Annotated in this window: 19 protein-coding genes; 4 read left to right on the top strand and 15 right to left on the bottom strand. The window is 37.1% G+C overall.

Annotated elements, in window-relative coordinates; translation table 11 throughout:
* Nucleotides 1-41: 41 nt before the first annotated feature.
* Both AC3RVG_RS08715 and AC3RVG_RS08720 read right to left on the bottom strand, forming a co-directional pair.
* Nucleotides 42-1,079 (bottom strand): hypothetical protein, encoded by a 1,038-nt coding sequence (locus AC3RVG_RS08715; protein WP_489691066.1) that lies wholly within the window; start codon nt 1,077-1,079, stop codon nt 42-44.
* 24 nt (nt 1,080-1,103) lie between these two features.
* Nucleotides 1,104-1,877, bottom strand: a complete 774-nt coding sequence (locus tag AC3RVG_RS08720; protein ID WP_489691067.1) for a DUF6345 domain-containing protein — start codon at nt 1,875-1,877, stop codon at nt 1,104-1,106.
* A 281-nt stretch (nt 1,878-2,158) separates the two neighbouring features.
* On the opposite strand from AC3RVG_RS08720, the gene AC3RVG_RS08725 reads away from it, so the two are divergent.
* The 4 genes from AC3RVG_RS08725 to AC3RVG_RS08740 all read left to right on the top strand — a co-directional run bounded on the left by AC3RVG_RS08725 (nt 2,159) and on the right by AC3RVG_RS08740 (nt 8,645).
* Nucleotides 2,159-3,700: a YifB family Mg chelatase-like AAA ATPase gene (locus AC3RVG_RS08725; protein ID WP_489691068.1), complete on the top strand. Its 1,542-nt coding sequence runs from the start codon at nt 2,159-2,161 to the stop codon at nt 3,698-3,700.
* 163 nt (nt 3,701-3,863) lie between these two features.
* Nucleotides 3,864-4,412 carry a CAP domain-containing protein gene (locus AC3RVG_RS08730; protein WP_489691069.1) on the top strand — a complete coding sequence of 183 codons (549 nt, stop codon included), beginning with the start codon at nt 3,864-3,866 and terminating at the stop codon, nt 4,410-4,412.
* A 134-nt stretch (nt 4,413-4,546) separates the two neighbouring features.
* Nucleotides 4,547-7,414, top strand: coding sequence for a M16 family metallopeptidase (locus tag AC3RVG_RS08735; RefSeq protein WP_489691070.1), 2,868 nt, complete (start codon nt 4,547-4,549; stop codon nt 7,412-7,414).
* A gap of 106 nt (nt 7,415-7,520) precedes the next feature.
* Complete coding sequence (locus AC3RVG_RS08740; RefSeq protein WP_489691071.1) at nt 7,521-8,645, top strand: DUF2891 domain-containing protein; 1,125 nt, start codon at nt 7,521-7,523, stop codon at nt 8,643-8,645.
* A gap of 1 nt (nt 8,646) precedes the next feature.
* Here the strand turns inward: AC3RVG_RS08740 and AC3RVG_RS08745 are convergent, their stop codons facing one another.
* The 13 genes from AC3RVG_RS08745 to AC3RVG_RS08805 all read right to left on the bottom strand — a co-directional run bounded on the left by AC3RVG_RS08745 (nt 8,647) and on the right by AC3RVG_RS08805 (nt 25,965).
* Nucleotides 8,647-9,975: an ATP-binding protein gene (locus AC3RVG_RS08745; protein ID WP_489691072.1), complete on the bottom strand. Its 1,329-nt coding sequence runs from the start codon at nt 9,973-9,975 to the stop codon at nt 8,647-8,649.
* 138 nt (nt 9,976-10,113) lie between these two features.
* Nucleotides 10,114-11,544, bottom strand: a complete 1,431-nt coding sequence (locus AC3RVG_RS08750) for an eCIS core domain-containing protein (protein WP_489691073.1) — start codon at nt 11,542-11,544, stop codon at nt 10,114-10,116.
* A gap of 10 nt (nt 11,545-11,554) precedes the next feature.
* Nucleotides 11,555-12,922 carry a contractile injection system tape measure protein gene (locus AC3RVG_RS08755; protein WP_489691074.1) on the bottom strand — a complete coding sequence of 456 codons (1,368 nt, stop codon included), beginning with the start codon at nt 12,920-12,922 and terminating at the stop codon, nt 11,555-11,557.
* Between the two features lie 248 nt (nt 12,923-13,170).
* Nucleotides 13,171-15,795 (bottom strand): hypothetical protein, encoded by a 2,625-nt coding sequence (locus AC3RVG_RS08760; RefSeq protein ID WP_489691075.1) that lies wholly within the window; start codon nt 15,793-15,795, stop codon nt 13,171-13,173.
* 11 nt (nt 15,796-15,806) lie between these two features.
* Complete coding sequence (locus tag AC3RVG_RS08765) at nt 15,807-18,467, bottom strand: hypothetical protein (RefSeq protein ID WP_489691076.1); 2,661 nt, start codon at nt 18,465-18,467, stop codon at nt 15,807-15,809.
* Nucleotides 18,455-21,592, bottom strand: a complete 3,138-nt coding sequence (locus AC3RVG_RS08770; protein ID WP_489691077.1) for a baseplate J/gp47 family protein — start codon at nt 21,590-21,592, stop codon at nt 18,455-18,457. Before AC3RVG_RS08770 ends, AC3RVG_RS08765 begins: the two co-directional genes overlap by 13 nt.
* Nucleotides 21,593-21,597: 5 nt before the next feature.
* On the bottom strand, nt 21,598-22,005 hold the full coding sequence (locus tag AC3RVG_RS08775) for a GPW/gp25 family protein (RefSeq protein WP_489691078.1): 408 nt from the start codon (nt 22,003-22,005) through the stop codon (nt 21,598-21,600).
* 85 nt (nt 22,006-22,090) lie between these two features.
* Nucleotides 22,091-22,384, bottom strand: coding sequence for a PAAR domain-containing protein (locus AC3RVG_RS08780; RefSeq protein WP_489691079.1), 294 nt, complete (start codon nt 22,382-22,384; stop codon nt 22,091-22,093).
* Between the two features lie 108 nt (nt 22,385-22,492).
* Complete coding sequence (vgrG, locus tag AC3RVG_RS08785; RefSeq protein ID WP_489691080.1) at nt 22,493-24,238, bottom strand: type VI secretion system tip protein VgrG; 1,746 nt, start codon at nt 24,236-24,238, stop codon at nt 22,493-22,495.
* Nucleotides 24,239-24,925: a CIS tube protein gene (locus AC3RVG_RS08790; RefSeq protein WP_489691081.1), complete on the bottom strand. Its 687-nt coding sequence runs from the start codon at nt 24,923-24,925 to the stop codon at nt 24,239-24,241.
* The gene (locus AC3RVG_RS08795; protein WP_489691082.1) at nt 24,925-25,086 is read right to left on the bottom strand and encodes a DUF5908 family protein; all 162 of its coding nucleotides are present in this window, start codon (nt 25,084-25,086) and stop codon (nt 24,925-24,927) included. The genes AC3RVG_RS08790 and AC3RVG_RS08795 overlap by 1 nt, the downstream gene beginning before the upstream one ends.
* Nucleotide 25,087: 1 nt before the next feature.
* The gene (locus AC3RVG_RS08800) at nt 25,088-25,528 is read right to left on the bottom strand and encodes a phage tail protein (protein ID WP_489691083.1); all 441 of its coding nucleotides are present in this window, start codon (nt 25,526-25,528) and stop codon (nt 25,088-25,090) included.
* Nucleotides 25,528-25,965 (bottom strand): phage tail protein, encoded by a 438-nt coding sequence (locus AC3RVG_RS08805; protein ID WP_489691084.1) that lies wholly within the window; start codon nt 25,963-25,965, stop codon nt 25,528-25,530. Before AC3RVG_RS08805 ends, AC3RVG_RS08800 begins: the two co-directional genes overlap by 1 nt.
* Between the last annotated feature and the right edge of the window lie 65 nt (nt 25,966-26,030).

Raw genomic sequence — 26,030 nt, forward strand, 5'->3', positions numbered from 1 at the left:
AACTTGATAGTTTTTGGTTTGTTATTTAATTGAAGCAATAATTAATCCACGTCATTCTTGTTTTTTTCATTAGAAATTCGTGATCCTTTCAAAGAAGATTTTTTAATCATTCTTTGTGCTTCGGGAGATTCCTGCGCTGGTACAATTGCTTCGGGTGGGTTTGAAAGTCCTGCAATAATACCTAAATAGTCAAAGGTAATTTCTGGACTTTCTTTTACCTTAGGTAAGGTTACATCTACCTGAAAGAAATAAGCAGGTTGAATATAATTATTACCGCCATCGTAATAGGCCAGATACATATCCCTAATTTTAAACTTCGCATTTGTACCGTAATCTTTGGTAAGTTGGCGTTGCATTTCCATCTCCGCTTGTTTGGCATCTTTTAAAGAACCTTTATCCACATTTTTTGCTCTGCTTTGTTCAACGTTCTTCCATCTAGAGTTTAAGCCAACAATCTCACCATTATTGCCTACGTGGACGATAATTTTTGAACCAGCGCCATAAACAGGCACTCCGTTTAACATGCGGCCATAGGTAATGGTTCGTAGAACATCTATCACATTTTCGGTGTTTGCTGCAGAAGCACGTAAACCTCCGGCATGAATCATTTTTAATTCCTTCATATCGTCTGGAGCAAGTCCAATTTCTTTAATAAACGATAGGGAAATATCCTTTGCTCTTTCCTGTGTTGGCAATTGGATTTTTGAATTCATATAATATCCTTGCATTCCTTTATTAAAAGATAGGGTGCCAGATTTTAAATCCTGTTCGTAAAAAGCAGAGGGATCTTTTTCACTAAAAGCCACTAATTCTTTTTCAGATGAGGGAACCAAACCTTTTGTTTCCATCTTGTTGCCCGCAGCTGTTTGAAACCTTTTCACTTTCTCGGGTTTTATTGCCGAAGTGGTATAAATATACATATCGCCCTCTTGATAAGTAATAAGATTTTGATATGCATACGGTTCAATGGCTCTTTCTTTACTAGGTGCAGTTTTATTATTTACGTACGAGGACATAGTCAATATTGAAATCAATATTGTTCCTATTGTAAATAGCGCTGTTTTATATGTGTTTTTCATAATAGTATATTTTTATGGTAGTTATTAATATTGCCAGTAGGTGTACATTCCTCCTGTTCCAGGGGCCGGATCGCTGGCATAGGAGCCCAATCTATCGTTTGCGCAACCTTGGCCAACAATTACGCTTGCCAAGCCAGGATATGGATAGTTACTGCCATATTGTGGATCATAATAGGAAGGATTAAAAATCCAGAAACGCTCTTCGTTTACCGCGTCAAACCACGATTGCCAAACGGCTCCATTATTTTTAAGCTTGCCCGCATAATTATTTGGAATCCCGTTGTCGGAATGGCTTAGGGTATGAAAACCAACTAATTGGTGTAAACCTCCAAACATCGCATTGTAATCGCTCCACCAATTGGTTTTTTCGGGTCTGGATGAAACCGTGTAGCATGATTCGATTATTAGGAATTCAAGATCGTCCCCACTGTTTCCATATTGCGGTACGGTTCTTAAATCTACACCCAACCCCAAACTCTGATTGGTCTGTATATAGAAATAATTACCGTGTCCAGCCACATAAGCTAAATCCATCGCATCTACATAACTACGGTGCGAGGTGGTAAATTCATACGGCTCTGCCCAATAATATTGTTCATATTGCCAACTGTGTGCTCCAATGCTCTTTGGAGTTTGGAAATTTTTGATAAAATTCCATACATTTCTAACAAACCGGCTTTCGGCCTGGTCTACATAACCGCCAATTTTGCGGCTTCCCGAAAAGGAAATTGTGCTGAAAATCAAAACGAAACTAAAAGCTAATATCCATTTTGAATTTTTTGAAATTTGATTGAACATAGTGTTTTTGTATTTAGTTAATATTCCTCAAAGTGAAACAATCTAATGTTTCATTGTCAGCAAATTTAAAAAATACTTTCACATAATATTATGTTAAAAACCTGAATTTCAATAGGTTAAAACCTGTTTTTTCAAAAGGAATTTTCCTAGAAAAAATCAGGATATTTCCTTGTTTCCGACTTTTCATATGCAACCAATTCTATTTTTGAAATCTTATTAGTTAAAAAATTGTTACCTTTCTTTCAATAATCTCCCCTGCCACTTTAATAATATAAATTTCTATGCTTACAAAAGTTTACGGAAGCGCAGTCTTTGGTGTAGAGGCCACTACAATTACGGTAGAAGTAAATGTAGATAGTGGTGTAGGGTACCATTTGGTTGGTCTGCCCGATAATGCAATTCGAGAAAGTAACTATAGAATTGCCGCAGCGCTACAAAACAACGGCTACAAAATTCCGGGAAAGAAATTAATTTTGAACATGTCGCCCGCAGATCTTCGAAAAGAAGGCTCTGCTTACGATTTAACTTTGGCAATGGGAGTACTTGTAGCTACAGGGCAAATTGTAGAATTAAATCCACTTTCAGACTATATAATTATGGGTGAACTTTCTCTGGACGGAAACCTGCAACCAATACGGGGCGCTTTGCCAATTTCATTAAAAGCCAAAGAAGAGGGTTTTAAAGGATTCATTCTTCCGAAGCAAAACGCAAAAGAAGCTGCCATAGTTGAAGGAATCGAGGTTTTTGGCATTGAGAATATAAAAGAAGTAATAGATTTTTTCAACGAAAATATTCCGCTCGAAAAAACTGAAGTAGATATTGAAGCTGAATTTTACAACCACTTAGAGCATCCTGAATTCGACTTTGCGGATGTAAAAGGGCAAGAATCAATAAAGCGTTGTATGGAAATTGCAGCCGCGGGTGGTCACAACATAATTTTAATCGGTCCGCCCGGTTCAGGAAAAACTATGTTGGCGAAAAGGCTGCCAAGTATTTTGCCGCCAATGACGCTTCAAGAAAGCTTAGAAACCACAAAAATACATAGCGTCGCTGGCCGAACTATGGAAAGGGGAGGAGTAATGACTTCGCGTCCGTTTCGAAGCCCTCACCACACTATAAGCGATGTCGCATTAGTCGGCGGTGGGCAATACCCGCAACCTGGAGAAATTAGTTTGGCACACAATGGCGTTCTGTTTTTGGATGAATTGCCAGAATTTAAACGTGGTGTTTTGGAAGTAATGCGGCAGCCTTTGGAAGATCGCGATGTTACCATTTCGCGTGCAAAATTTACAGTTACCTATCCTTCAAGTTTTATGCTCGTAGCAAGTATGAATCCAAGTCCCGGTGGTTATTTTAACGACCCCGATGCACCTGTTATGTCTTCACCGGCAGAAATGCAACGTTATTTAAGCAAAATTTCGGGACCACTTTTGGACAGAATTGATATCCATATAGAAGTAACACCAGTTCCTTTTGAAAAATTGAGCGACGAACGTCGTGGCGAGTCCAGCATTGTTATCCGGGAACGGGTTACTAAGGCTAGAAAAATTCAGTCTGAACGTTTTACTGAATTTGAAAAAGTACACTACAACGCTCAAATGGGTGTGAAGCAAATCCGTCAATTCTGCAAGCTCGATGAAGCATCGCTAGCCCTTTTAAAAACTGCCATGGAACGCTTGAATCTTTCCGCCCGTGCGTACGATAGAATTCTAAAAGTAGCCAGAACTATAGCAGATTTGGAGGCTACTGAAACATTAAATGGCAACCATATTTCTGAAGCAATTCAATATAGAAGTTTGGATCGGGATGGCTGGTTTGGGTGATTTTTTAATTCATACAACACGCTTAATTATTTCACAGTCATAAAATTACGTGCTTATACACAGTAAATATAGCCCTGTTTCTCAGTATATTTGAAGGGATTCAGAATTCAATTTCTTATTTTGAATTAAACTGAAACCTAACTAACCCTTAACTTTTGTATTCATGAAAAATCTAATTCTAATTCTCTGCGTATTTTTTTCGATTCAGCTTATCGTTGCTCAAAACGATACTATTTTTTCTAATGATGACGATATACTTTTTGAGACTATTCAAAACGATAGTAGTTCCACAGGCAGTGAAGTTTCAATGGAAATGGCGACTCAGTTTCTAGCGCATCATAATATGGCAAGAAATGAAGTAGGAGTTCCGAATTTAAAATGGAGTACTGATTTGGCTTCTATCGCCCAAAAACACGCCGATATGTTGGCGCAAGACAATTGTTCCTTTAGTCACAGCGGAAATTCCGCTGTTGGTGAAAACCTGTATGGGGGCGGTGGTCTTGTTTTTACTGCTTTGGATGCATCTAAATCGTGGTATAAAGAAAAAGACAACTATACTTACAGCAATTCTAACTTCAACCATTACACACAAATGATTTGGAAATCTACGACCGAAGTAGGTATTGGTTTTGCACAATGCGAAGATGGTTTCTATATTTTTGTGGCAAATTATTCACCAAGAGGAAATATGTTAGGCAGTTACCCATATTGATTTATAATATTGGTTTGGATAGGTTTATTGTAGGCAGATTCTAAAATATTTCCAACCTCGTTTTAACTTATTTTTAAGACTTTACTTCACTTCTCATTGTATCTTTAAAACTTTCTTAAAAAAAACCTTTCCATATGATTAAAAATTCCATTAAAATGGGTGTCTTAGCGATGGCTATCACATCATTAGTTGTTTTTTCGTGTAAAACGAATCAAGAATCAGCTTCAGTAGATAATGCCAAGCTTTCGGTAGAATTCGAAAAATATGAGCTTGAAAACGGTCTCGATGTTATTCTTCACCAAGACAAAAGCGATCCTATCGTGTCACTCGCCATCCAGTACGGCGTAGGTTCTAATCGCGAAAAAACAGGTCGAACTGGGTTTGCCCATTTGTTCGAACACATGCTTTTTCAAGAATCTGAAAATGTACCGCAAGACCAATTCTTTAAAACAATTCAAGATGCCGGTGGAACACTAAATGGTGGAACCTGGAAAGATGGAACTATTTATTACGAAATTGTTCCAAAAAACGCAATGGAAACCGTAATGTGGCTTGAGAGCGACCGTATGGGATTTTTAATTAACACCGTAACCGAAGCTGCTTTTGAAAATCAGCAGGAAGTGGTTCAAAATGAAAAACGCCAGCGCGTAGATAATAATCCTTACGGACATACAGGTTGGGTGATAGATAAAAATCTTTACCCAGAAGGGCATCCTTACAATTGGCAAGTAATTGGCGAATTGGAAGATTTGCAAAATGCAACCGTAGAAGATGTAAAAGAATTTTACGATCGTTTTTACGGACCTAATAATGCCACTTTGGTTTTAGCAGGAGATTTTGAAACTGCAGAAGCTAAGCAAATGATTGAAAAATATTTCGGCGAAATTAAGCGCCGTCAAGAGGTTGCGCCACTAACTCCGCAACCAGTAACACTTTCAGAAACGAAAAGACTTTTCCACCAAGATAATTTTGCCACAGCACCGCAACTTAATATGGTGTGGCCAACATTGCAACAATATACCGAGGATGCTTATGCTTTAGACTTTTTAGGCGAAATTCTTTCACAAGGAAAAAAAGCACCTTTATATAAAGTTTTGGTTAAGGAGAAAGATCTTACTGCTCGCACAACTGCTTATAATAATTCAAGTGAATTAGCTGGTAGCTTTCATATTTCAATTACCGCCAACAATGGTGTTGATTTAGACTCTATTGAAAGTGGAATTAATGAAGCCTTTGTACTTTTTGAAAAAGATGGTGTTACAGATCGCGATATCGAAAGAATAAAAGCAGGTTTAGAAACTCAATTCTATAACGGAATTAGTAGTGTTTTAGGAAAGTCTTTTCAATTGGCGAGATATAATGTATTTACGAACGATCCAGGTTTTATAACTGAAGATATTGAAAATATTAAAAAAGTAACTAAGGAAGACGTTATTAGAGTTTACAACAAATATATTAAAGCTAAACCATACGTAATGACAAGTTTTGTGCCTAAAGGGCAACTTGAACTTATTACCGTAAATTCTGTAAAAGCAAATGTTGTAGAGGAAGAAATAAAAGAAAACATTGCCAAAACTGTGGAAGAAACAGCTGTGAAAATTGTAAAAACACCTTCAAGTTTTGATCGTTCTACGGCTCCAACTCAAGGTAATTCTCCAGAACTTGCAATTCCTGAAATTTGGAATGCAAAACTAGGAAACGGTTTAAAAGTTTCGGGTATTGAACAAAATGAGATTCCAACGGTAAATTTCAGTTTAGTTATTGAAGGCGGTCATTTGCTTGACGATATTAAAAAGAATGGAGTTGCCAATTTAATGAGCGATATTTTGATGGAAGGGACAGCCAATAAAACTCCTGAGCAATTGGAAGAGGCTATCGATCTTTTGGGAGCAAACATAAATATGTACACAACTAACGAATCTATCGTAATTCGTGGAAATACACTTACTAGAAATTTCGATAAAACGATGGAACTGGTTACCGAAATTCTTATGGAACCACGTTGGGACGAAGAGGAATTGGGACGTATAAAAACGAAAACTATAAACCAAATTGAGCGCTCTGATGCAAATCCGAATGTAGTTGCAGATCGTGTTTACAATAAAATTCTTTATGGCGACGATCATATTTTCAGTCACCCAACCGTTGGTACTGTTGAATCTGTGAAAGCAATTACTATGAACGAATTGAAGCAATATTACAATAGTAATTTTTCACCTTCAGTTAGTACATTTCAGGCAGTTGGTAAAATAAACAAAGCTGACGTTTTAAAAGATTTAAAAGGCTTGGAAGAGCGTTGGGCTTCAAAGGAAGTAACTATACCTAAATTTCCAGCATCTAATAATCGCGATAAAGCTTCACTTTATTTTGTGGATATCCCGAATGCAAAACAATCTGTTATTAGCATAGGTTATATTTCTATGCCGCGCACTGATGCAGATTTTTATCCGGCCGAAGTGATGAACTATAAATTAGGTGGTTCTTTTTCAGGAAATGTGAATTTAATTCTAAGAGAAGAAAAAGGATATACGTACGGCGCTCGCACCGGTTTTAGCGGAAGTAAATTGCCTGGCACATTTACCGCTTCTTCAAGTGTAAGAACTAATACAACTGGCGAATCAGTAGCTATTTTTAAAGAAGAAATTTCAAATTACAAAAACGGAATTTCAGCTGAAGATCTTGAATTCACTAAAAACGCACTTATAAAATCTAACGCACGTCGTTTCGAGACACAGGGTTCACTTTTAGGAATGCTACAGGAAATTAACGAGTATGACCTTCCAGCAGATTACATTGAAAAGGAAGAGGCTACAGTGCGTAATATGACGTTGGAACAACACAAAGCACTTGCAAATAAATATTTGGATGCTTCCAAAATGGCTTATTTAGTCGTGGGCGATGCAGCCACACAATTTGCGCAATTCAAAACTATGGGCTTCGACGAAGTGAAACTTCTTAATAAAAATGGAAAAGAAGTTAAACTTGAAGACGTGAAATTGTAGATTTTTCACTGGTAAAATTTAACCACGAATACACGAATAATTGGTTTTCCATTCGTGTATTCGTGGTTTTTTTATTTCTGTATCTTTATCCAAACCCAACTGTTTTATGAAAAGCATTTACTTTCTAACTTTCTCAATATTACTTCTCTTTAGTTGTAAGAATCAGCAAAAGGAAAACTCTGAAATTGCTTTAGATGAAGCACTTTCAGTTCAGAAATTCTCAGCACCGTCCTTCACTTTAGCCGAAGCCAATAAATTAATAAAGCTTCCGCTTCATTGCGTTGGTACAGCATATCCGTACAAACCTGGCGAAACGTTGGAAAGCGAAGCAGATTTAGTGGAGCCTATCGCTGTGCATCCTATATTTTATGGCTGTTTTGACTGGCATAGTGCGGTACACGGTTATTGGTCTATGGTAAGTTTGTTAAAGCAATTTCCAGAAATGGACAAGGCGAATGATGTTCGAAATTTACTCACACAAAAAATCACGACTGAAAATGTCGCAATTGAAGTTGCATTTTTTGAAAAGCCAATTAATAAATCTTTTGAAAGAACTTATGGCTGGGCGTGGCTATTGAAACTTTCTGAAGAACTTCACAATTGGAACGACCCGATGGCGCAAGAATTAGAGCAAAATCTAAAACCGTTAGCCGATATTATCGTGCTTCGTTATAAAGAATTTTTGCCAAAACTAAATTACCCAATCCGCGTTGGAGAGCACACTAATACTGCCTTCGGACTCACTTTGACTTTTGATTATGCCGAAGCTGTTGGCGATGTAGAATTGAAACAATTAATTGTAAAGCGTGCGCGCGATTTTTATTTCGAAGACGAAAACTGTCCGATAACTTGGGAACCCAGCGGTTACGATTTCCTTTCACCTTGTTTGGAAGAGGTTGATATTATGCGACGCATACTTTCTTCGGAAGAATTTATTAGTTGGATGGATTCCTTTTTACCGCAGCTGGCAGATGAAAATTATCATTTAAAAGTAGGGGAGGTGAGCGATCGCACCGATGGCAAACTCGTGCATTTGGATGGTCTTAATTTTAGTAGAGCTTGGGTTTTTTATGGCTTGGCGAAGCAATTTCCAAAATACAAACACCTTCAAAATTTAGCGAATGAACATTTGACATATTCATACTCAAATCTTGTGGGCGATAGTTATGAAGGCAGCCATTGGCTGGGTAGTTTCGCTATTTATGCTTTAAATACATTACATAAAAAGTAATTTAATGCGTGCGGTTTTCTTTTAAAAATTCTCGTCTAATTCCTTGTTGTAAAATTTCTGCAGTTAAGGTTTCGCCTTTTTCACTTAAAACTTTTAGGGAACAAAATTGAATGATATTCAGAATGTTTGAACCTGTGAGTTCATATTTTTTTGCAACAGCTTCCCAATCAATTTCTTTTGAAATTTCTAATTTTTCGGGAAGATTTGTCTTCCAAATATTTGCTCGTTCATTTGATCCCGGCATCTCAAACGAAATAATGGATTGAAATCTGCGGGTGAAGGCTTCATCAATATTATCCTTAAAGTTTGATGCTAGAATAATCAATCCCGGATGTGCTTCCACACGTTGTAATAAATAAGAAACCTCTTGGTTTGCATATTTATCGTGCGCATCGCGAACATTGGTGCGTTTTCCAAAAATAGCATCAGCCTCATCAAAAAATAAAATCCAATCTTTATTTTCTGCTTTATTAAAAAGGTTAGAGAGATTCTTTTCGGTTTCACCAATGTATTTTGAAACTACTGTTGAAAGGTCAATTCTATAAACAGGTTTTTTTGTGTATTTGCCTAAAAGGCTCGCCGTTAGTGTTTTTCCGGTACCGGGTGGTCCGTGAAAAAGCACGCGATACCCAGCTTTTAAACGTTTACCCATTCCCCAATCGTTGAATAATTGGTCGTTGTGCTGAAGCCAAATTTCCAACTCTTGAATTTGCTGTAACGTTTTTTCACTTAAAATAAGATCGTTCCATTCCAATTGTGTTTCCAACTTTTCCGCTGGGAATTGAGTACTCAATTTTGGAGCGGGAACTTCGCCCGTTGTAAGTTTGTAAATAATTTCAGGTGAAAGAATTAATTTTCCACTCATCATCGGTTCTCCGGAAGGGACGGTTTCGAGATAGAGAATGTCTTTTTTATTGAACAAATGTTCTTCCGAAAAGAGATGCATGCATTGAATTCTTTGTGAGAAATTGGTCCCTCCCAAAATAAATAGGGCTGTTTCACCGGTGGGAAGAAATCCGCGATGATTTTGGCCTTTTACACCACCAAATTGCACAAAATCAGTTCCGCTCGGAAATTCTTTTGAAACCGTATCCTGTAAAAAGGAAGGCGAAAACGAAGGTGCTACTGCTAAAAGAAGCACTACAACTTCGGTTTTAGATAGGTTTTCTTCCTTCAAAAAACTACCCAATTTTGATTTTCCTAAATTCTTTAATTCAAGAATAGGCGCTTTTGTATCAAAATCGGCAGCGTTATTTCTGATTCGCCATAAAATTAGCGATTCTAAAAAATTAAATATTTGTTTTAGTTCTACTTCTTGTGCCTTTGCCATAAGTATGCTTTAAAAATTTGTAGTGAATAAACTTTGCTTTTATTTTAAATCTGTTTTTATGAAGCATCAATTTTAATGCATTCAATCTTCGAATGGATTTTGCCTTCAGGCAAATTTTTAATTATTTTATACTACTGTCTATTCATCAGGGGTTGTTTCAGAAGTTTCCACCTCAGCCTCACTAGTAACAGAACCTGATATGTGTACATCTTCTAAAACAATGGATCTATAGGACGAATTTGCACCAATGATAGAAGCAAAAATGGCATAACTTTCTGCATTCGTTAACGCACTGCCTCCAGGGTAGCTCGATTCAAACGAATAGGTATCTCCAGAAAAACCTGAAAAGCTACTGTGAAAGCATTCGTGAAGAACCACCCCAGCCCGCAAATTTTCCAATAGTGGACTCCAACATTGGGTATTGAGGGTATACTCGCCGGAACCTGCAAAGGCACTTCCAAAAACCTCGGTGCCAATTCTACCAGTGGGGCAAGTAGCATTAAAACACATTGCAGTTTGCGAAGCTACATCCATATTTAAAAAATTATTACGAACCGTTGATGAGGCATTAAATAAGGCAACGAATTGGTCTGAAGTATACTCCGTAAAGGCTGAAGTTGGAATTTCAATCCTTAGATTTCTTGAAATTCGAAAATTTTCATCGAGCAGCTGAAAATTTCTGAAAATTTCGGGGCCAATTCTTGAAGGTCTACCAGATCGTGGAGCCCTTGTTCTTATTAATCTTTCATAATTTGAAAACCATTGCCTAGTAGCCGAAACCCACTGTGCAGCAGTTTCTTTAGCTAGTCTAATTTGTTCTACAAAACCAGTGCACGCTTCAGCGGTAGCAGCTGTTTCTGCTTCTATTTGTAATTGTAGCGCATTGTTATTTTTCTGCGTATGTATACTTTTATTTATAGGTTCTACACCATTTTGCTGTAGGGTATGTATAAGTTCGTGGGCCAATAAATGTTTTCCTTCCTTAGAGGCTGGGTTGAATTTTCCTGCATTAAAGTAAATATTATTGCCACTGGTAAACGCCTGCGCTCCTAATCCTTGGCTTAGTTGAATGGAAGTGGAATCAGTATGTATTCTAACATTACTGAAATCCGTGCCAAAACCTTCTTCCATTTCCCTTTTTGAATTATCATTCAATGGACTTCCACTGCCATTATTGCTCTGAATAATTCCTTCTAAATTTGAAGGAGCAGAGTCTTGGTTTGCAGAAGTTTTTTTCTGGATGTTTTCTTCTTCTTCGCAGTTTTCACATTTTTTCTGAAGGTTTTCTTCTTCAATACCTGTGAGTTGGTCAACTGGAGTTATTGACTCTCCAAGAGTTTTTTGTTGTAATTGAGTGGCGGGGAAAAATGTGTTGGGAGCACTGTATTGGCCAATTTCGGAACGCTGGACAATTTTATCCGCAACCGCATCTGCTTCCTTTTCATAAGCGTCATCAGCCTTTCCGATTGACAATTTTTTTTGAATGGGAAAAAATGGCACATTACTTATTACAGTATTGGTACTATTAACTTTTGCCGAAGCGCTTGTATTTTTTTTGAATATTTTCATAACGTTCGTTTTACCATTCCACAAAAAGTATCTTTTCTTTCCAAGGAAGTTTTATAAAATGAATATTCCAAGGGAGTCTGTCCAGTAATATATCTAGCGTTTTTCGTTGAATGAAAAGATTTTGTTTTTCTTCTGAAACAGTGAGTTTACCTTCTCTTTGTAAAAATTCATTTTGAAGAATTTCAGTTGAATTACTATTTAACGCGGTCCAATGATTGAGCGCGGCCTCTAATAATATTTCGCACGCAAGTTTTTGCTCTTTTGTTAGTGAAATATGTCGATTCACAGGTTGGTGAGTAGGGACGTGGCAGAGAAATTTTTCGAATACTAGTTCGTGTTCGTACGGTTGTTCTTGGCCTGTGGCCAAATAATGTAAAGTGTGTAAAGCTTCATCTATTTTTTCTGGTTTAATATGTTTATCTGAAAGAAATTCCAGTCTTTGGAAAAACATTTTCAAAAATGGATGGAGCAGAATCAACCCCGCGTTTTTCACCAAAATGCCTTCATTTACCATTTTTTCAATTTTCACAGAAACTTCTGAATCTACCTTTTCCTGGGAATTTATAGCTTTTTTAGAATTTTGTGTCTCAGTAGAAATAGGTTTTTCGGATTCGTTTTTCACAAAATCATCGAGACTAATAGAAATCTTTAACCCAAAAATCTCGTTGAAAACACCTAATATTTTATCTGCATTTTTATAGGGAACTTTCTGCAAAATTCTTATAACCTTTTCCTCTTTGTGGTAAAGCGAATAGTATAAAACCGTCTCCCAAATTAGCACCCTATTTTCTTTCGGAATTCTATTTTCTGAGCTTACTGATAATGTAGCGCCATTTATTGTAGAAGCTAATTTAAACAGCTGCTTATCATCAAATTGATAAACCAATCTTTTGCGTACTTCTGGTCTTTCGAAAAGTGTTTTTAATTTTTTCGAGAATGCTTTGTGAGGTTCTAAATTTTGAAAAAAATCGTTCCAAAAATTTGATTTTTCTTCAAACCACCACGGCATTATACCATCTTCGATGAAGGAGAAAAATGCTTCTATTTCATTCTGTGCAGAAGTGGAGGTTTTTACACTATTTGTTTTATTTTCTATAATGGTTTCAATTTTTATTATATTTTTTAATTCCTTGATAATTAAAGGCTTTAAGTCAATCAGAGAACCATTTTCATCCATAGATATTTCTATTGAAAGCGTATCGAAACGAATAATATTTGAATTGTTTTTTTGAATAGAATTGAAATAAGTATTCATTTCTGGAAATATTTCTTCCTTAAAAAAAACATCCAAACTATCTTTTAGCTGCATACCAAAGTCAATGGAGGAGGTATTCACCCCAATTTTCACTTTTTTAATGATATTTTTATTTGCAACCATTTGTTATTTAGATTTTTAGACCTATATTTACATTTCGATTCAGAGATGAATTACTGGGTTGTTTGCAGTTAGTGCTTCGTTCTTTTATAGTTAGTACTTTAGTTCTTTCGCGAGGTTTTCTTTCGATGTTCTTTTGTCTTTCTTTAGTTCTTAGTTCCTTTCTTGTTAGACCCATAAGGGTATCATTCGGATTGTACAATTTTACCGACTGATACCCTTCTTTTTTTGCGCTATTTTCAGCGAGTTTCTCATAATCTTATCGCATTTTCACCCGTTGGTGTTCCAAAGTAGAAGTCGGCAACAGTCTTGTGTTTCGCAATTACTGCATCCAGAACTTGAGAATACCCAAGATTTGTTATGTAAATAGACAGTTTTGTTATTCCAGTTTCATTGTGAAGATATTTTCGCAGGTTTACAAATAGCACAATATCGTCGTGTGTATTTTTTCTGTTTCTTCTATGATGGTCCAGCATAAATTTATTCACCCAAGTGCCATTTACCCAATCGCCGTCTAAACGGAACTGAAGGTCTACGCCATTGCTTTGTGCCTGAAAATCCCTCTTAATATTTTGCACCAAATTTCGAGTCTCTTGTGGCAACATTTCTTGAGAAGTAATCATACGGGTTAATCCAGCTTGAGCTATCACGGGGTTTGAAATTAATCGTTCGGTTAATTTGCTCCATTTTGCCCACTTTTCATCGTATCTTCCGTAATCATCGTCTTTATTTACTGGAGCAATCTGAGCCTGCAGTTTTTGATAAAAAGATTCACGGTAGCTACGTAAATCGCGGCAGCGCATAGCATCTGGTCTAAACACCAAATTGTTTCGGTACATTCCGTTGTTGCTATAAGTGTAAATTGCATTATTATTCGCCATCGAAATTTCACGCAGTCGGATGATATAAGTATCTTCTTTGGCGCGGGTAATTACTAAACGCTTTTGGTTTTCATTAAAGTCAAATACCACTCCTTTATCAAACTTATTGTTTAAAGCTTCGGTTACGGCGTGGATTCTTCTCAAAAATATTTTTTCTAACGGAATTGTAATCGTGGTAGTTCTATTAATTATTGGTTCTCCATTAATTTTGTACTCAATTACCTGCAGCACATAATTTTGCGGCATTGGCTTGTTTCTACTTTGCTTTCCTTTTAGGCTTCGCGAAAGATTATTCATATATTTTAATGAACTTATCCACGGGTAAGTACATTCCATCAAGGAACAGCATCCGCCATCGGTAGCATTATTGACTTTGGTTGCAAGACAGAAATCTGCCATTACCTGTTCTTTTTCTGAAACAATTACAAATGTGCCCCCTTTTGGAACCCCTGCTTTATGAACGATAGAAGGGTTTTCTCGTATAAAGGAAGTAAATGCTTGCGCATCTCTTTGAAGATCAAAAAGCAAACAATCAAAATCTAACGCATGTGTGGTTTTCAGATTGTTGATGGTATTGCGACTGTCCTGTGCGGCACGCCCTAAATGACCTTCAATTCTATAAAAATCGTTACAATCCAATTCAAAGTTTAATGGGTTTTTAACCCAACTATTTGGCGCAAGATTTTCTTTGTGAAAGCTTAAATTATAACGTTGTTTGTAGTTTTCGGTTTTATTGAAATCCCACGCAGTTAGCATTTCGGCATCCGTTTCGTAGTAAATTGGGATGGCTTTTTCGCCTAAATTTCCACATGTTTTTGAAGGGGTAATATCAAGGTTTTTTTCATCGGAAAGATTGAAATTGTCCAAAATAACTACCAAACGATGCATCAAGCTTTTCGCCATTTTTAAATACTTTGCGTATTCGTTATTTGTGGGCGAATGGTAAAAATCGTGGCGTAATTCTGGATAAATTTCTTCCGAAGTTAGCATGCCGAGCAACAAATGCTTCGGAAATGCTTCAAGGTTTGGGCAACATTCAGTTTTTAATTTCAACAGTATTTCAGCCAATTCATTATATGTGTCGCTGATGTCGCGCACCAAATCATATCGATACTGGACTTTATCACTTTTATTGAAATCATCCAGATTATTAATTTGGTTCAAAACGGTATTTGAAGTACCATCTTTAATATCCAAAATTTCTGAAAAACCTTGAAACAATTGCTCAAGTGCAGCGTGTAAAGGTTTTTTTGTTGAACTAATAACTGATTTGTAAGCAGCTGCCAATTTTGAATATGAATTGGAATTGCTATCATTCAATATAACTTTTGGTACGGCGGTTTGCGGTAGATTCGTAAAGGCCTCATAAACATCGTGTTTGGTGAAAATACCGTCTTTTGGGTTTACAATATTTTCAACATCTTCTCTATTAATAAGTAATACTCGAAGGTTTTGAATGTTTGGCTGCCCTTGATTATCGCAATTTGTAGTTGTGCAGATATCTGCTTCTTTTGGGTAACATTCCAGATAGAGCACCACAACTTTGTTATTTAACAATTGTGAGTTGATAGGGAGAGGACCTTCTTCCACATCTACTTTTTCCTGCGGAATTAATTCCCACAAATCAATGGCGTTGTTATCACTTTTGAAATGTTTGTATTTTGCTTTATCATCCTCAAAATCGCGAAAATGCGAATATTTTATATTTTCCAAAACAATAGAAGTCTCAGAAGAATCTTTTATATTTTTCTGAAGCTTTAAAAGGTCGCCATCGGTAGTAACACCGCAACCTTGGGTAATTGTTACAAGCGTTTTTTGATTGTTAACCGAAACCTTAAAACCACAGGCCACGCCAACACCCACAAGGCATACGCGCGTAAGTCGGTCTTGATCCTCAAAATATTCTATAAATTCGTTTAGCTGCCCGGAGGTCAGTACTTGATCGTCCACGAAGGAGCGGTACTGTGGAGTTATTTCCAATAATTTAGTGCTCATAACTTTGGTATTTAAAGTTTCCCCAGGTTGGTCCTGCCTAGGATAATATCTTGTTGTTCTTCATCGTCATCGCAATCGTGGAGTGTGCCCTGCGTGTAAATTGTATGCAGGCTGCTCATAATTTTAATGAATCGTTTCAATTTTGAGTTGGGTTGTTTTTGGCCCATATCGGTTTTGGTGAGTAACCAATCTTTGTAGGCTTCTTCAAGCTCCACCATTTCGTTTTCTTCACCTTTGGTGTCGTAACTTTTTGGATAGCCAATCCAGCAGATTTTCGCCATAATGTGAGCCGGAAGTTCTTTTTGAATTAAATTTTCTAAAAATCTTCTGAAATCAACATTGCTATAACGCTCGGTCCAGCCCGGCAACACAATTGAAACTCGAAAAGAATAAGGATCAATACCTTCACAGCCTTCGCAATTTTCCGTACAGATTGGTAGAAAAGTGTTCTCTGGAGCGGTATTTATCGTTACATCGGGGCGAAGTAAAATATGTTCAATTACATACATTCCTTCGTTAAAATCGAGTGTTTTGATAAATTGAACTGTCTGCGCAATTGCAGTTTCAGCTGCCAATTGTGTTGAAAAACTAGAAATTTTCCGCGCAATTACATGGTCTTCGTCTTTTGGGTCTGGAACATTTGGATTAGTAAGATTGAAATAAAACTTACTAGCTTTGTTTACCTTTATTTCATAGTTTTCAGCAAATTGTCCGTAGTTTTTTATGTCCAAAATTTCTTTGTAAAGCGAAGCTAAATTGTGGTAATGTTTACTAGATGACGAAAGGATATTTTTGTTTTTACTTCGAAAACGGAAGCGGTATTCAATAACTCCGTCGGTGTCAATTTCCTCATAAATCTCCAAAGGATCGTCAGAAAAATTTCTTCGGAAAAAATTTGGGTTGCCGCTCAAAAGTGCAATTCGCTTTTGAAATGCTGAAACATTTCCCGTGTCCCACAAATCTTCTGCTTCCTGCTCGTAATAATTAAAACTCAGCGGACGCTCACAGCCTATCATATTATATTGCTGCAGAAAACGCTCTTTGGTCTTAATAACTGCAGCATCTGTATTGTTGCCGTATAATTGCTTCATCAAAAAAGCATATTCACTAAAGTTTTCTGCAAAACGGGAAAGTAAATGATCAAGAATTTGATTTCTGCGCACCACTTTATCATCAAGGTCTGAAAACAAAAGGTCGGTTATATTTTCATCGGTGGTATAATTGGCTGAGACCAATTCCGAAAGATCTTTTACATTTTCAACCGCTTGAGTGAAATAACTTTTATCCAATTCGCCATTTATTGAAAATATATCTTTCACATTTTTAAGATGCGCAAAGTAACTTGCGAAGATTTGATCAAAGAATAATAAATAGGCTTTCAATTGTTTTACTTTGGCACGGTCCGCAGTAGTCGCTGTGCTTTTCACTCCCAGTTCACCAACGCCGTAAACCTCCGGAAAATCATTTTGGATAGAACTGTAATCACCCACGCCAGAATATCCGCCAACAGGCAATTCTAAGGATTTTTTTTGTGAGGCGATATCGAGAATATTTGCTTCAATTTCATCGTAAATAGCTTTCAAATAATCATCAACCGCCTTTTTATTTATGTTTAGCGGAAGAAACCCTTTGTAATAGCTGAATGAACTTTTGTCGCAACGTTTCGGCTTTTTACCGGCTGGAATGCACAGGTTCCAGATTTTTTTGGTTTCGGGTTTGCCGTCGCAATTGTTGATTGTAATATCGCGGATAACGTCAATACCCTCAATTTTTTGGATTAAATCTATCAAATCTGTCAACCGCACTTCTCTTCGAAGCTCGGTTTTCTTCAATTCTTTACTATCTATAAAACCATTATTTAGCAACGGTCCGTTAAAAATTTCATCAGTTTTGTAACCTTTCGCCAGCATTTCCTTCAACGAATAGAAGCGGAGGGAAGGTGAAAGATATTCGTCAATGGTATATAATATTTGGGCTTGTACTTTGTCTTCGTCGGCTTCAGGTTTTAGCTCTATAATGGCACAAACTGCTACGGGATGGTTTTCAACTTCATCGATGCCAACAACGTCTTCACAAAGATTTCTATGCGCGTGATAAATAGTTCTCACTTCTTTTTTCAGCCGTTTTATTTCATTTTTTTGCTTTGTCTCCGTATTAAAAAGTTCTATGTCTAATTCATCAAATTCAATTAAAACATCGTACAATCCATTTAAAATAAATTCCTTTTTATACTTATCCTGTATATTAAATGGTTTATACGATAACTTATTTTCTTTACAATTGGCAAAAACTTTCTTTTCGTGCTTTTTCAGCCAAGCGTTTTTCACACCTTCAATGTCAACGAATAGTTTGCGATAATCTAGCGCTGTTACAGGTTTTATGGGCAGTGCATTTTCAGCTGTTAGAAATTGTTCGTTTAAAAAACTGGGATCATTTTCTTCGGCCAAAATATTTTCCAACGGAAGAGATAGACGGGCGCCCAAATCGGTAATTGCGTAACATAAAACCTCCAAAGTGGTGATTCCGGGATCGTGCGCGTTGTAGTCCGTCCACAATTCGCTACCCAAAGCTTCGATATACTCAATCCCTTTTTTCCGAAGAAAATCAAAGTCGAGATCGTCCAAGCTGGAAGTATTCTTCGCAATGGAGCTATATGTTTTTACGGAAGACATACCGTGGGGTTTTTAGGGGTTTGAACACTACATTTTGATTGGACCGGCGTTACAAAATGTTTTTTTGCCGACACTAAAATTGCTTTCGGGCTTGATGGCAAAACATTTGTTTTTTCAACATATGCAGCTGTTACCGAGATTCTGTGTTTCACAATTACATCTTCTAAAAAGTCAATGTAAGGCTGGTTTTCTAAATAGGAAATAAGTTTGTTTTTGTGAAAAGACACTCCAAAATTCAACACAGCAGTTTCAGAAAATGCCCAAGGGGATAGATATTTTTTAATGTCTTCTTCCAATTGTTTTGTATAAAAATTTTCGTCGAAACCAACATTGAATTTTACGCTAAGCGAGACCTCAACTTCTTCATAATTTGGGTTGATTATTTCTGCCGAAACAAAAAATGTATTCAGCTCGTTTATGTAATTCTGAATTTCGTTGCGCTTTGCAGTGCTCAATCGTGGCTGAAAAATATCGAAGGCATTGTTATTTTGAATATCCGGAATCACAACTACGGTTACATTTCCAGGGTTGTGATAATCTTCTTTTTTAGTGTGATTTAGGCACTTCACTTTATAAACTTCAGGAAATTTTTCAAGAATTAAATGTTCGTAATCCCATAAGGAAATGGCACGATCGCGATGACGAATTCGCTCACTTACACGGCGATAGTAACTTTCATCACTTTCCTCAGGATGCCCCCCAAATGAATTATAGGGCTGAGTTACCGTTTTAATTGCTGAATCGCGCTCCGTTAGTTTGCTAATTACGCCAGCGGGCAAACCATTTATTAAATGAGAAAGCTCGTTGCCATTGTCTTCAAAAGTGGCAGTTATAACTTGAGCGTGTATATTGATAAATCGGCAAACAATGTCGAAATGCTTGGGACTTTTCGCTCTAAGCCATACCAATCCCGAAGGTAGTAGTGTGTTAGTATTTGTGGCTTCCCGAGGAATAGTAATTGTTACGATTCCTGTTTTTAAGAAATTATCCGTCGTGTTTCCTATTAGATATTCACTTGAAAGTTCCATCCACGAATTATCTGAAAGCACCGCCCATGAAACCTTTTCAGTGGAAGTGAAACTTTCGGATAAAGGGTTTTCGGTACCTTCCAATAATTGAAACAAAAGCTGAACTTGTTGAAGTGCTTCGGTATTTTCAAGGCCTATATAAAGTTCGCCACCCGCACAGTACGTTGGTAATAAAGTTTTGGAAGTTGCGGCTTGCCCGAAAGGATGCTCGTGAAAAAGCATTATTTTTTCGAGATTGGCGGTTTGCGAAGTTCCAAATACAACTTCTTGGCTGGCAGTATAAGACAATTCAATTTTTTCAATAATAGGAGTGTAGGGCTCATTTGGGAGCACGGTATCTTCTTCGGTCGTAAGCGCTAGTGCATATACTTTTGGGAACAAAGCGTGCAAGAACGATTGATTTAAAGACAGTTTTATGGGGCCGTTTTTACCGGTAGTATAATTCGCATTATTGAGGGAAAGATTAGTTTCAAAAATACTTCCATTTTTGGTGAAAAGCGGAAAAGTATTATTTACACTAACATGGTTTTCATTATTTTCAACCGAAACTTTTGCCTTAAAATAATCGTTTCCGGTAACGTAAAGATTACTTGGACTTACAGTTGGGCCGAAAGTTAATCCAGCCGGTTTTGCATATACTTTGGTTCCTACATTAAAGTTGTAATACAGAGTTTTATAATACAGATTTGGCGAGAGATTAAAATTATTTTCGTCTCTTCGGTAGGCTATATAATGATTTTTAAAGTCGTTCGGAGTGTTTAGCCACGAGGCGTGAATTGATAGCGTGTCCCATTTTTTATTAAATGCTTCCGAATAATCAATATAAAATGCGGAGCGTTCCATTGGTTGTGTACCGAAGGGATAGAAAGGCTTATCGGCCGCTAGATTACCGAAATCGTTTTTTAACTGAAGTTTTTCAGCTTCGGAAACAGATACTTTTACAGTTACCTTTTTTACTTTTTTCTGAAATAATTCGGTATATAAACTATAACCTTCACTAAACTCAGGTTGTTTAGTTTTCAGCAGAAACCGAAATATTGGTTGATCTGTTTCAAAATTTTCTTTGTGAATTTCTTTGTTATAAGAAACAATAGCTTTTTCGGTTTTATCGATTTTTACACAAAGCTGAACCACTTTATTTCCAATCGTTGAAGTAAATCCATCCGCTGACGCTGTAATTTTAAAGGGCCCCAACCATCCTTTTTCACCCGTAGCGTAAACTTCTATACAATTAATAATTTGTGCAATATTGAAAACTTGAATCGATTTTTCAAGATTAAAAATTGTTTGAATAATACGTACGCCCTCAGCCAAATTAAGCGTTGGGGCAGCAATTGCAAAACCAAGATTTGGTGTTTGTAAAGGCAAGCTGGGCTTGAAATGGGAAGGATAACCAAACGGCAACCAATTAGCGTCGGTTTTAAAGGATTCACCTTTGCCATCTGCTGAATTTACTACTGCTGCGGCAAAAAGCCCATTAAGCTCATTAGGGTTTAAATTATTCGTTTTTCTATGGTGATAAACACTTTTTAAAGCCGCAACCTTAGCTTTGTTTAACACCACTTCTTTATCCGTTGCATATTGAAGTCGTTTTCCATCAGCAGCTTTTCCAGCTTCAAGAAGCGTTTGCTCTTCTACATTAGTACTTGATATGTTCTTAGCCAATTCAAAAATTAGATGAACACTATCAGCAACCGGAGCCTTTTTGTCTATTTGAAGTATTTCATTGTAATAAAAATCGAGATGTCTTTTTGTAAGTGCATTAAAGCGTGTTTTCGAAATTTCCATCAACTTCAAAAAACATACAAATAGTGTAAGGTGCGGGGAGAGACTGTTTGAGGTTTCAGCATTAGCGAGAAATACTGCGATTTCTTCTTTTTTAATAAAAAACGATTCCCAATTTCCAGCGGGCACAGTTTCATTTTCTATAGAAAAATAATTTACTTCCTTGGCAAAATTATAAGCAAACTCCATCCAAGCTTCAGTAGAAAAATCATTCAGTTTTAGATTTTCTGGAAGCATGGCGTTAAGAGACCTTTGGGTTTGTTCGGTGCCCTTATGGTTTATTAGGAATTTATTTTCGCAGTCTTTTGCCATAATTTTTAAACTTCTGTGCCTTCCGTTTTATAGAAAGGGAAGACCATATTTGCTCGAGAGTTTGTTATGCGTACTATGTATTCTATGTTTATTAATATTTCACCATTTAATTCATTTGTGGTGTCTAGTGTTATTTTTTGAGTATCAATTCTCGGTTCGTAATAGAGAATTGCAGAGGTTATTAATTCTTTTATATAGGTTTTAAGCGTTACATCCAAAGGTTGAAAAAGCAGTTCTTCTAAGTTACAGCCGTAATTTGGGAGCATAATGCGCTCGCCCAATCTTGTTGATAACAGAATCTCTAAACTTTTATTAATGTCTACGACGCCAGTGGTTGTAACCAATTGGCCTGTTTTTTTGTCGAAATGAGGAGGAAAGCTCCAACCTTCGCCTAAAAATGTTTCGGTATTCATAATTATTTATTTTTCTATTATTTATTGGGACATCTTTTCTGTCTCAGTCTTATAATATTTTGAAAATCTTGCTTGACTCAATTTCTTATCCACCAATCAACACAGTGAAATCTCCTAAAACTATGCTTCCTCCGTGTGCGGTACTGTCTCCCATACGTGCTGCGGGCATTCCGCCAATTAACACTGTAGCAGATCCCTTAATAATGGAGTCTGGCGGTCCGGCACAGGTTGCCATATCGCCAACTTTAGCAGCGGGAATTCCGCCAATAAGTACCGTCGGTTCCCCAGGTGGTAATATAGGTCCACCAACGTGCGGACTTCCGTTTGGGTTCGTCATCGGACAGATGTGCATATCAGTTATTCGTGCTGCTGCGGGCATATTTCTAATTTTTATTGTTTTTCCGTTTTTATCTACATTTTATAAAACCTACAAGGTTTTTAAACCTTGCAGGAAGTTCAAAAGTCCCCCTTCGGGGGATTAGGGGGCCTAATTTATCTGTACTAAAGACCCTTTCAAAACTGCGATGGCGTTGGTTGAAACTTCAGCGCCGGCGCTGCCTTCTGCTTTAAATTGTGCGTCGGCTTTTAGATTAATATTTACTGCTTCTATATTGCAATCGCCAGTTGCTTTTATACTGAAATCGCTTCCGCTTTCCAAAGCAATTCCGCTGTCATCCATTGTTATAATATTTCTATTTTCATCTTCTATTTTAATAACTCCCGCGTCTTCATCTATTATTACTTTCTTTCCACCCGGGGTTTCAATAGTGATAGATTTTTTATCATCGTTGAAAATTAATTTCATCTCGCTACGGGTAATAAATCCTTTTTCGTGATTGTCGTCCGAAGCCTTAATTGGTGAAGGTTTTGCGCTACTGTGAAGCATTCCAAGAATTACGGCGTGGTTTGGGTCATCATTTAAAAAACCAACAATTACCTCATCGCCAATTTCAGGAAGGAAGACCGATCCGCGATTATTTCCAGCATCTAAAGTTGCAACACGCATCCAAATACCTTGTTCGTCTTTATTTATTATTGGTATTTTCACTAAAATTCTATCTTCCTCATCGGGGTCTGATTCTAATTGCGAAACCACCCCAATTTGCAAACCACTAACTGCAGGAATAATACCCGATGCGGGTAATTCTGAAACGTCATAAGTTTCGCTAAACCATTCTGGATTTATACCGAATTCGGCATCTACTGTCCAATTGCCGTCTACTATTTCGTGACGAACGGCACTAATAAATATTTTTCCGTTGAAGCGATCGCCTACACCTTCCAACTTCAACATTGTTCCGGGTTTTGCGTTTGCAATTCCCTGAAACTTCACTCTTCCACGGGTTTTTGAGAGTTGTTGAAATAAATTTTTTGCATCACTCCATTGCTGAAGTTGCGTTGAATTATAGTTTCCTCCGTGTTTTAATTCTAGGTCGTCAAGATCTATTACTTCAGCTAAATCTGAAACTGAGATATTTCCATTTAAAGAAAGATTTGGATCGGCAGCTTCGGTCTCTACTATTTCTTGATCGGATGGATTCCATCCGAAAGCAGTTATAGAATTAAACTGATTTCGAGCGTCCATTTCTGCATCAAAATCTAACAGAGTAGCGCCGAAGGCAACGGTTTCAATTTCGGTTTGTGAAAGATCTGGTTTAGCGATGCTGATCTTTCCGTCATCAACCACGCAGATCTGACCATTAAATTGAGCACGGGTCATAATAAAATCCCAATCAGAAGTTCGATATTGCACCAGTTCTTTATTAACATACGAAGTAGCTTCAATGTCGCTTTGCAAGCTGTATTTCCCTATAATTTCTTCAATAATGGTACTGTCTTCGTTGTTGTGATAAAAATTACTTTTTCTGCCGATTGTCATTTTTACAGCTTCGTCCCTACATTCAACAATTAAAACAGAAGAATTTTCACGAATTTTAATACTGTGTTTTATAATTATTCCAACAAAAATGGTTTCCTCGTCACCGTGGTAACCTGCTTTAATTTCAATCTTATTTCCGGGAATAAGCGAATCTTCTTCACTTAAACTGAAGTTTTGAGAAGCTGCATCGCCATCAACAAAAACAAGTTGCGCAAAGGGAATTCTATTTATTTCTTTTTCTACCGAAATACTTTTTACTTGATTGACAGCAGAAAGTTCCGTGCCTTCAATAAGTATTTTGAAGCTCACTAAATCTGCGCTGCGCGCGGTTTCTATTGTTCTGCTATTATTCATTTATGAAACTTTTTCTATGGGTGGAAATATAATTTGTTGTCCGGGCTGCAGTCTTCTAAAATTCACAAGATTATTAGCAGCTGCCACCGCTAAATAATACTTAGAATCGCCATAAATTCTGAAAGTCATAAGTGGAAGGGTATCACCTTCCTTCACCATTCGTACATGTGTTAAATCTGGCGAGTTGTTATTTTCGCGGGCCACCCTCAAATTGTCTTCAACCACTCCTTTAAAATTTGCGGTAACTACTGCTCGCAGCGGTACGCCTTCGGGTGAAAATAGTTTGTATTCAATAGACATTTCGGCTAGAACCCCTTTAAAAAGTAGCGTTCCCCATCCTATCATTAAATAATTGGGTTTGTGCTCATCGCCATTATAATCGAAAACTATTTTTTTGAATTTTTCAATATCTTCGACTATGCCATCTCCCAATTTATTGTCTTGTCCTTTAATTATACCTGTGCGGTCAAAAAGAAACTGTAGATCTAAATCCTCGGGAACGGAGCGTAAATATTTGGGTTGTGTAGCGCTTGTACCTTGGCCCTGAGCTTCGGTGTATTCTATTTTATATTTAAACGTATATTTTTCTGGGTTCAACAACGAAGTAAATTCGCCATCGCCCACTTTTTCGGTAAACTTATCGTCTTTGAAGCCAATTATTTTCAGCTTTTTTAGTTCGCCTTTCATTATCGTTCTTTTTTTCTAGAATCAATTCGCATCACTTCTTCCACACAAGTTTTCACAATTGCATCCGCCTTTGCACCAGGGTTTTTACTGGGAGAGGCATTGGACTGCTCGGTTCCGTTCACATTTATTTTTATGTGCAGTTCTTTAATTTCTATTGGCATTTTATACGAGTGTAAAATAATTATATGCTAATTCTATGGTTTCAATCATCACTTTGCTTTCTTCGGCATTTAGTTCAGCAACCTCCCATTTTACTGGGTAAGCGTGTACTACATTCCAAGTTACAAGTGGTTCATGTTCTTCATTCAGTAATTTCACGGTAAGATCTACTGGTTCAAACTGAAAACTCTCAATAGCGTTCCGACACCATTTTATGAGGTCGGAATCTGTTACCATGCCACGTTTTAAAACGAGGTTTGGAAATTTAGATCGTATCGGGAATTTATGTTTGAATCTGTTTTCGCCTCCTTCTGCAAATTCTTCGGTTTCAATATCTACAGATAATCCTAATACGGATTGGAACTGAACGTCCTTATCCTGTGAAGAAATACCGTTAAATTCAACCTTAAAATGAAAGCTTACCGGAGGATATATCGTGCTCATTAATCACCGTTTTGAATTGATAGACCTTCGTGTGCAATTTCTAAAGTTTCAATAGCGGTTTCATTGCCATCACCTTTTAAATCTGTAGACTGAACTTTTATTGGAAAAGCATTTTTTACTTTCCAAACCATTACGGGCGCGTGTTCCTCATTCAACAAAGAAATTGTAATGTCACGACGTTCAATGGTGTTTAGACTAACCGTGTTCCACCATTGATAAAACTCATTATCGTTTGCAAACGATCCGCGCTTTAAAGTGATGTTACTGTATTTCTGCATCCCCGGCATTTTAATTTTGCTGTATTCTGGGCTTGCACCGTGACGGTATTCTATTAATTCGGTTTCTACATCTAGTCCGCTGACTTCGGTAAAACCTATGTTTGTTCCTCCCCAGTCAACTGAGAAATGAAACTTTACTAATGGATATGTATTGGCCATCTTGCTATGTTTTAAGTTATTGAATAATTACTCTATTAAACTGCTTACTGCGGCTGAAAACTGCC

The organism is Aequorivita sp. IT1282, assembly GCF_058068205.1.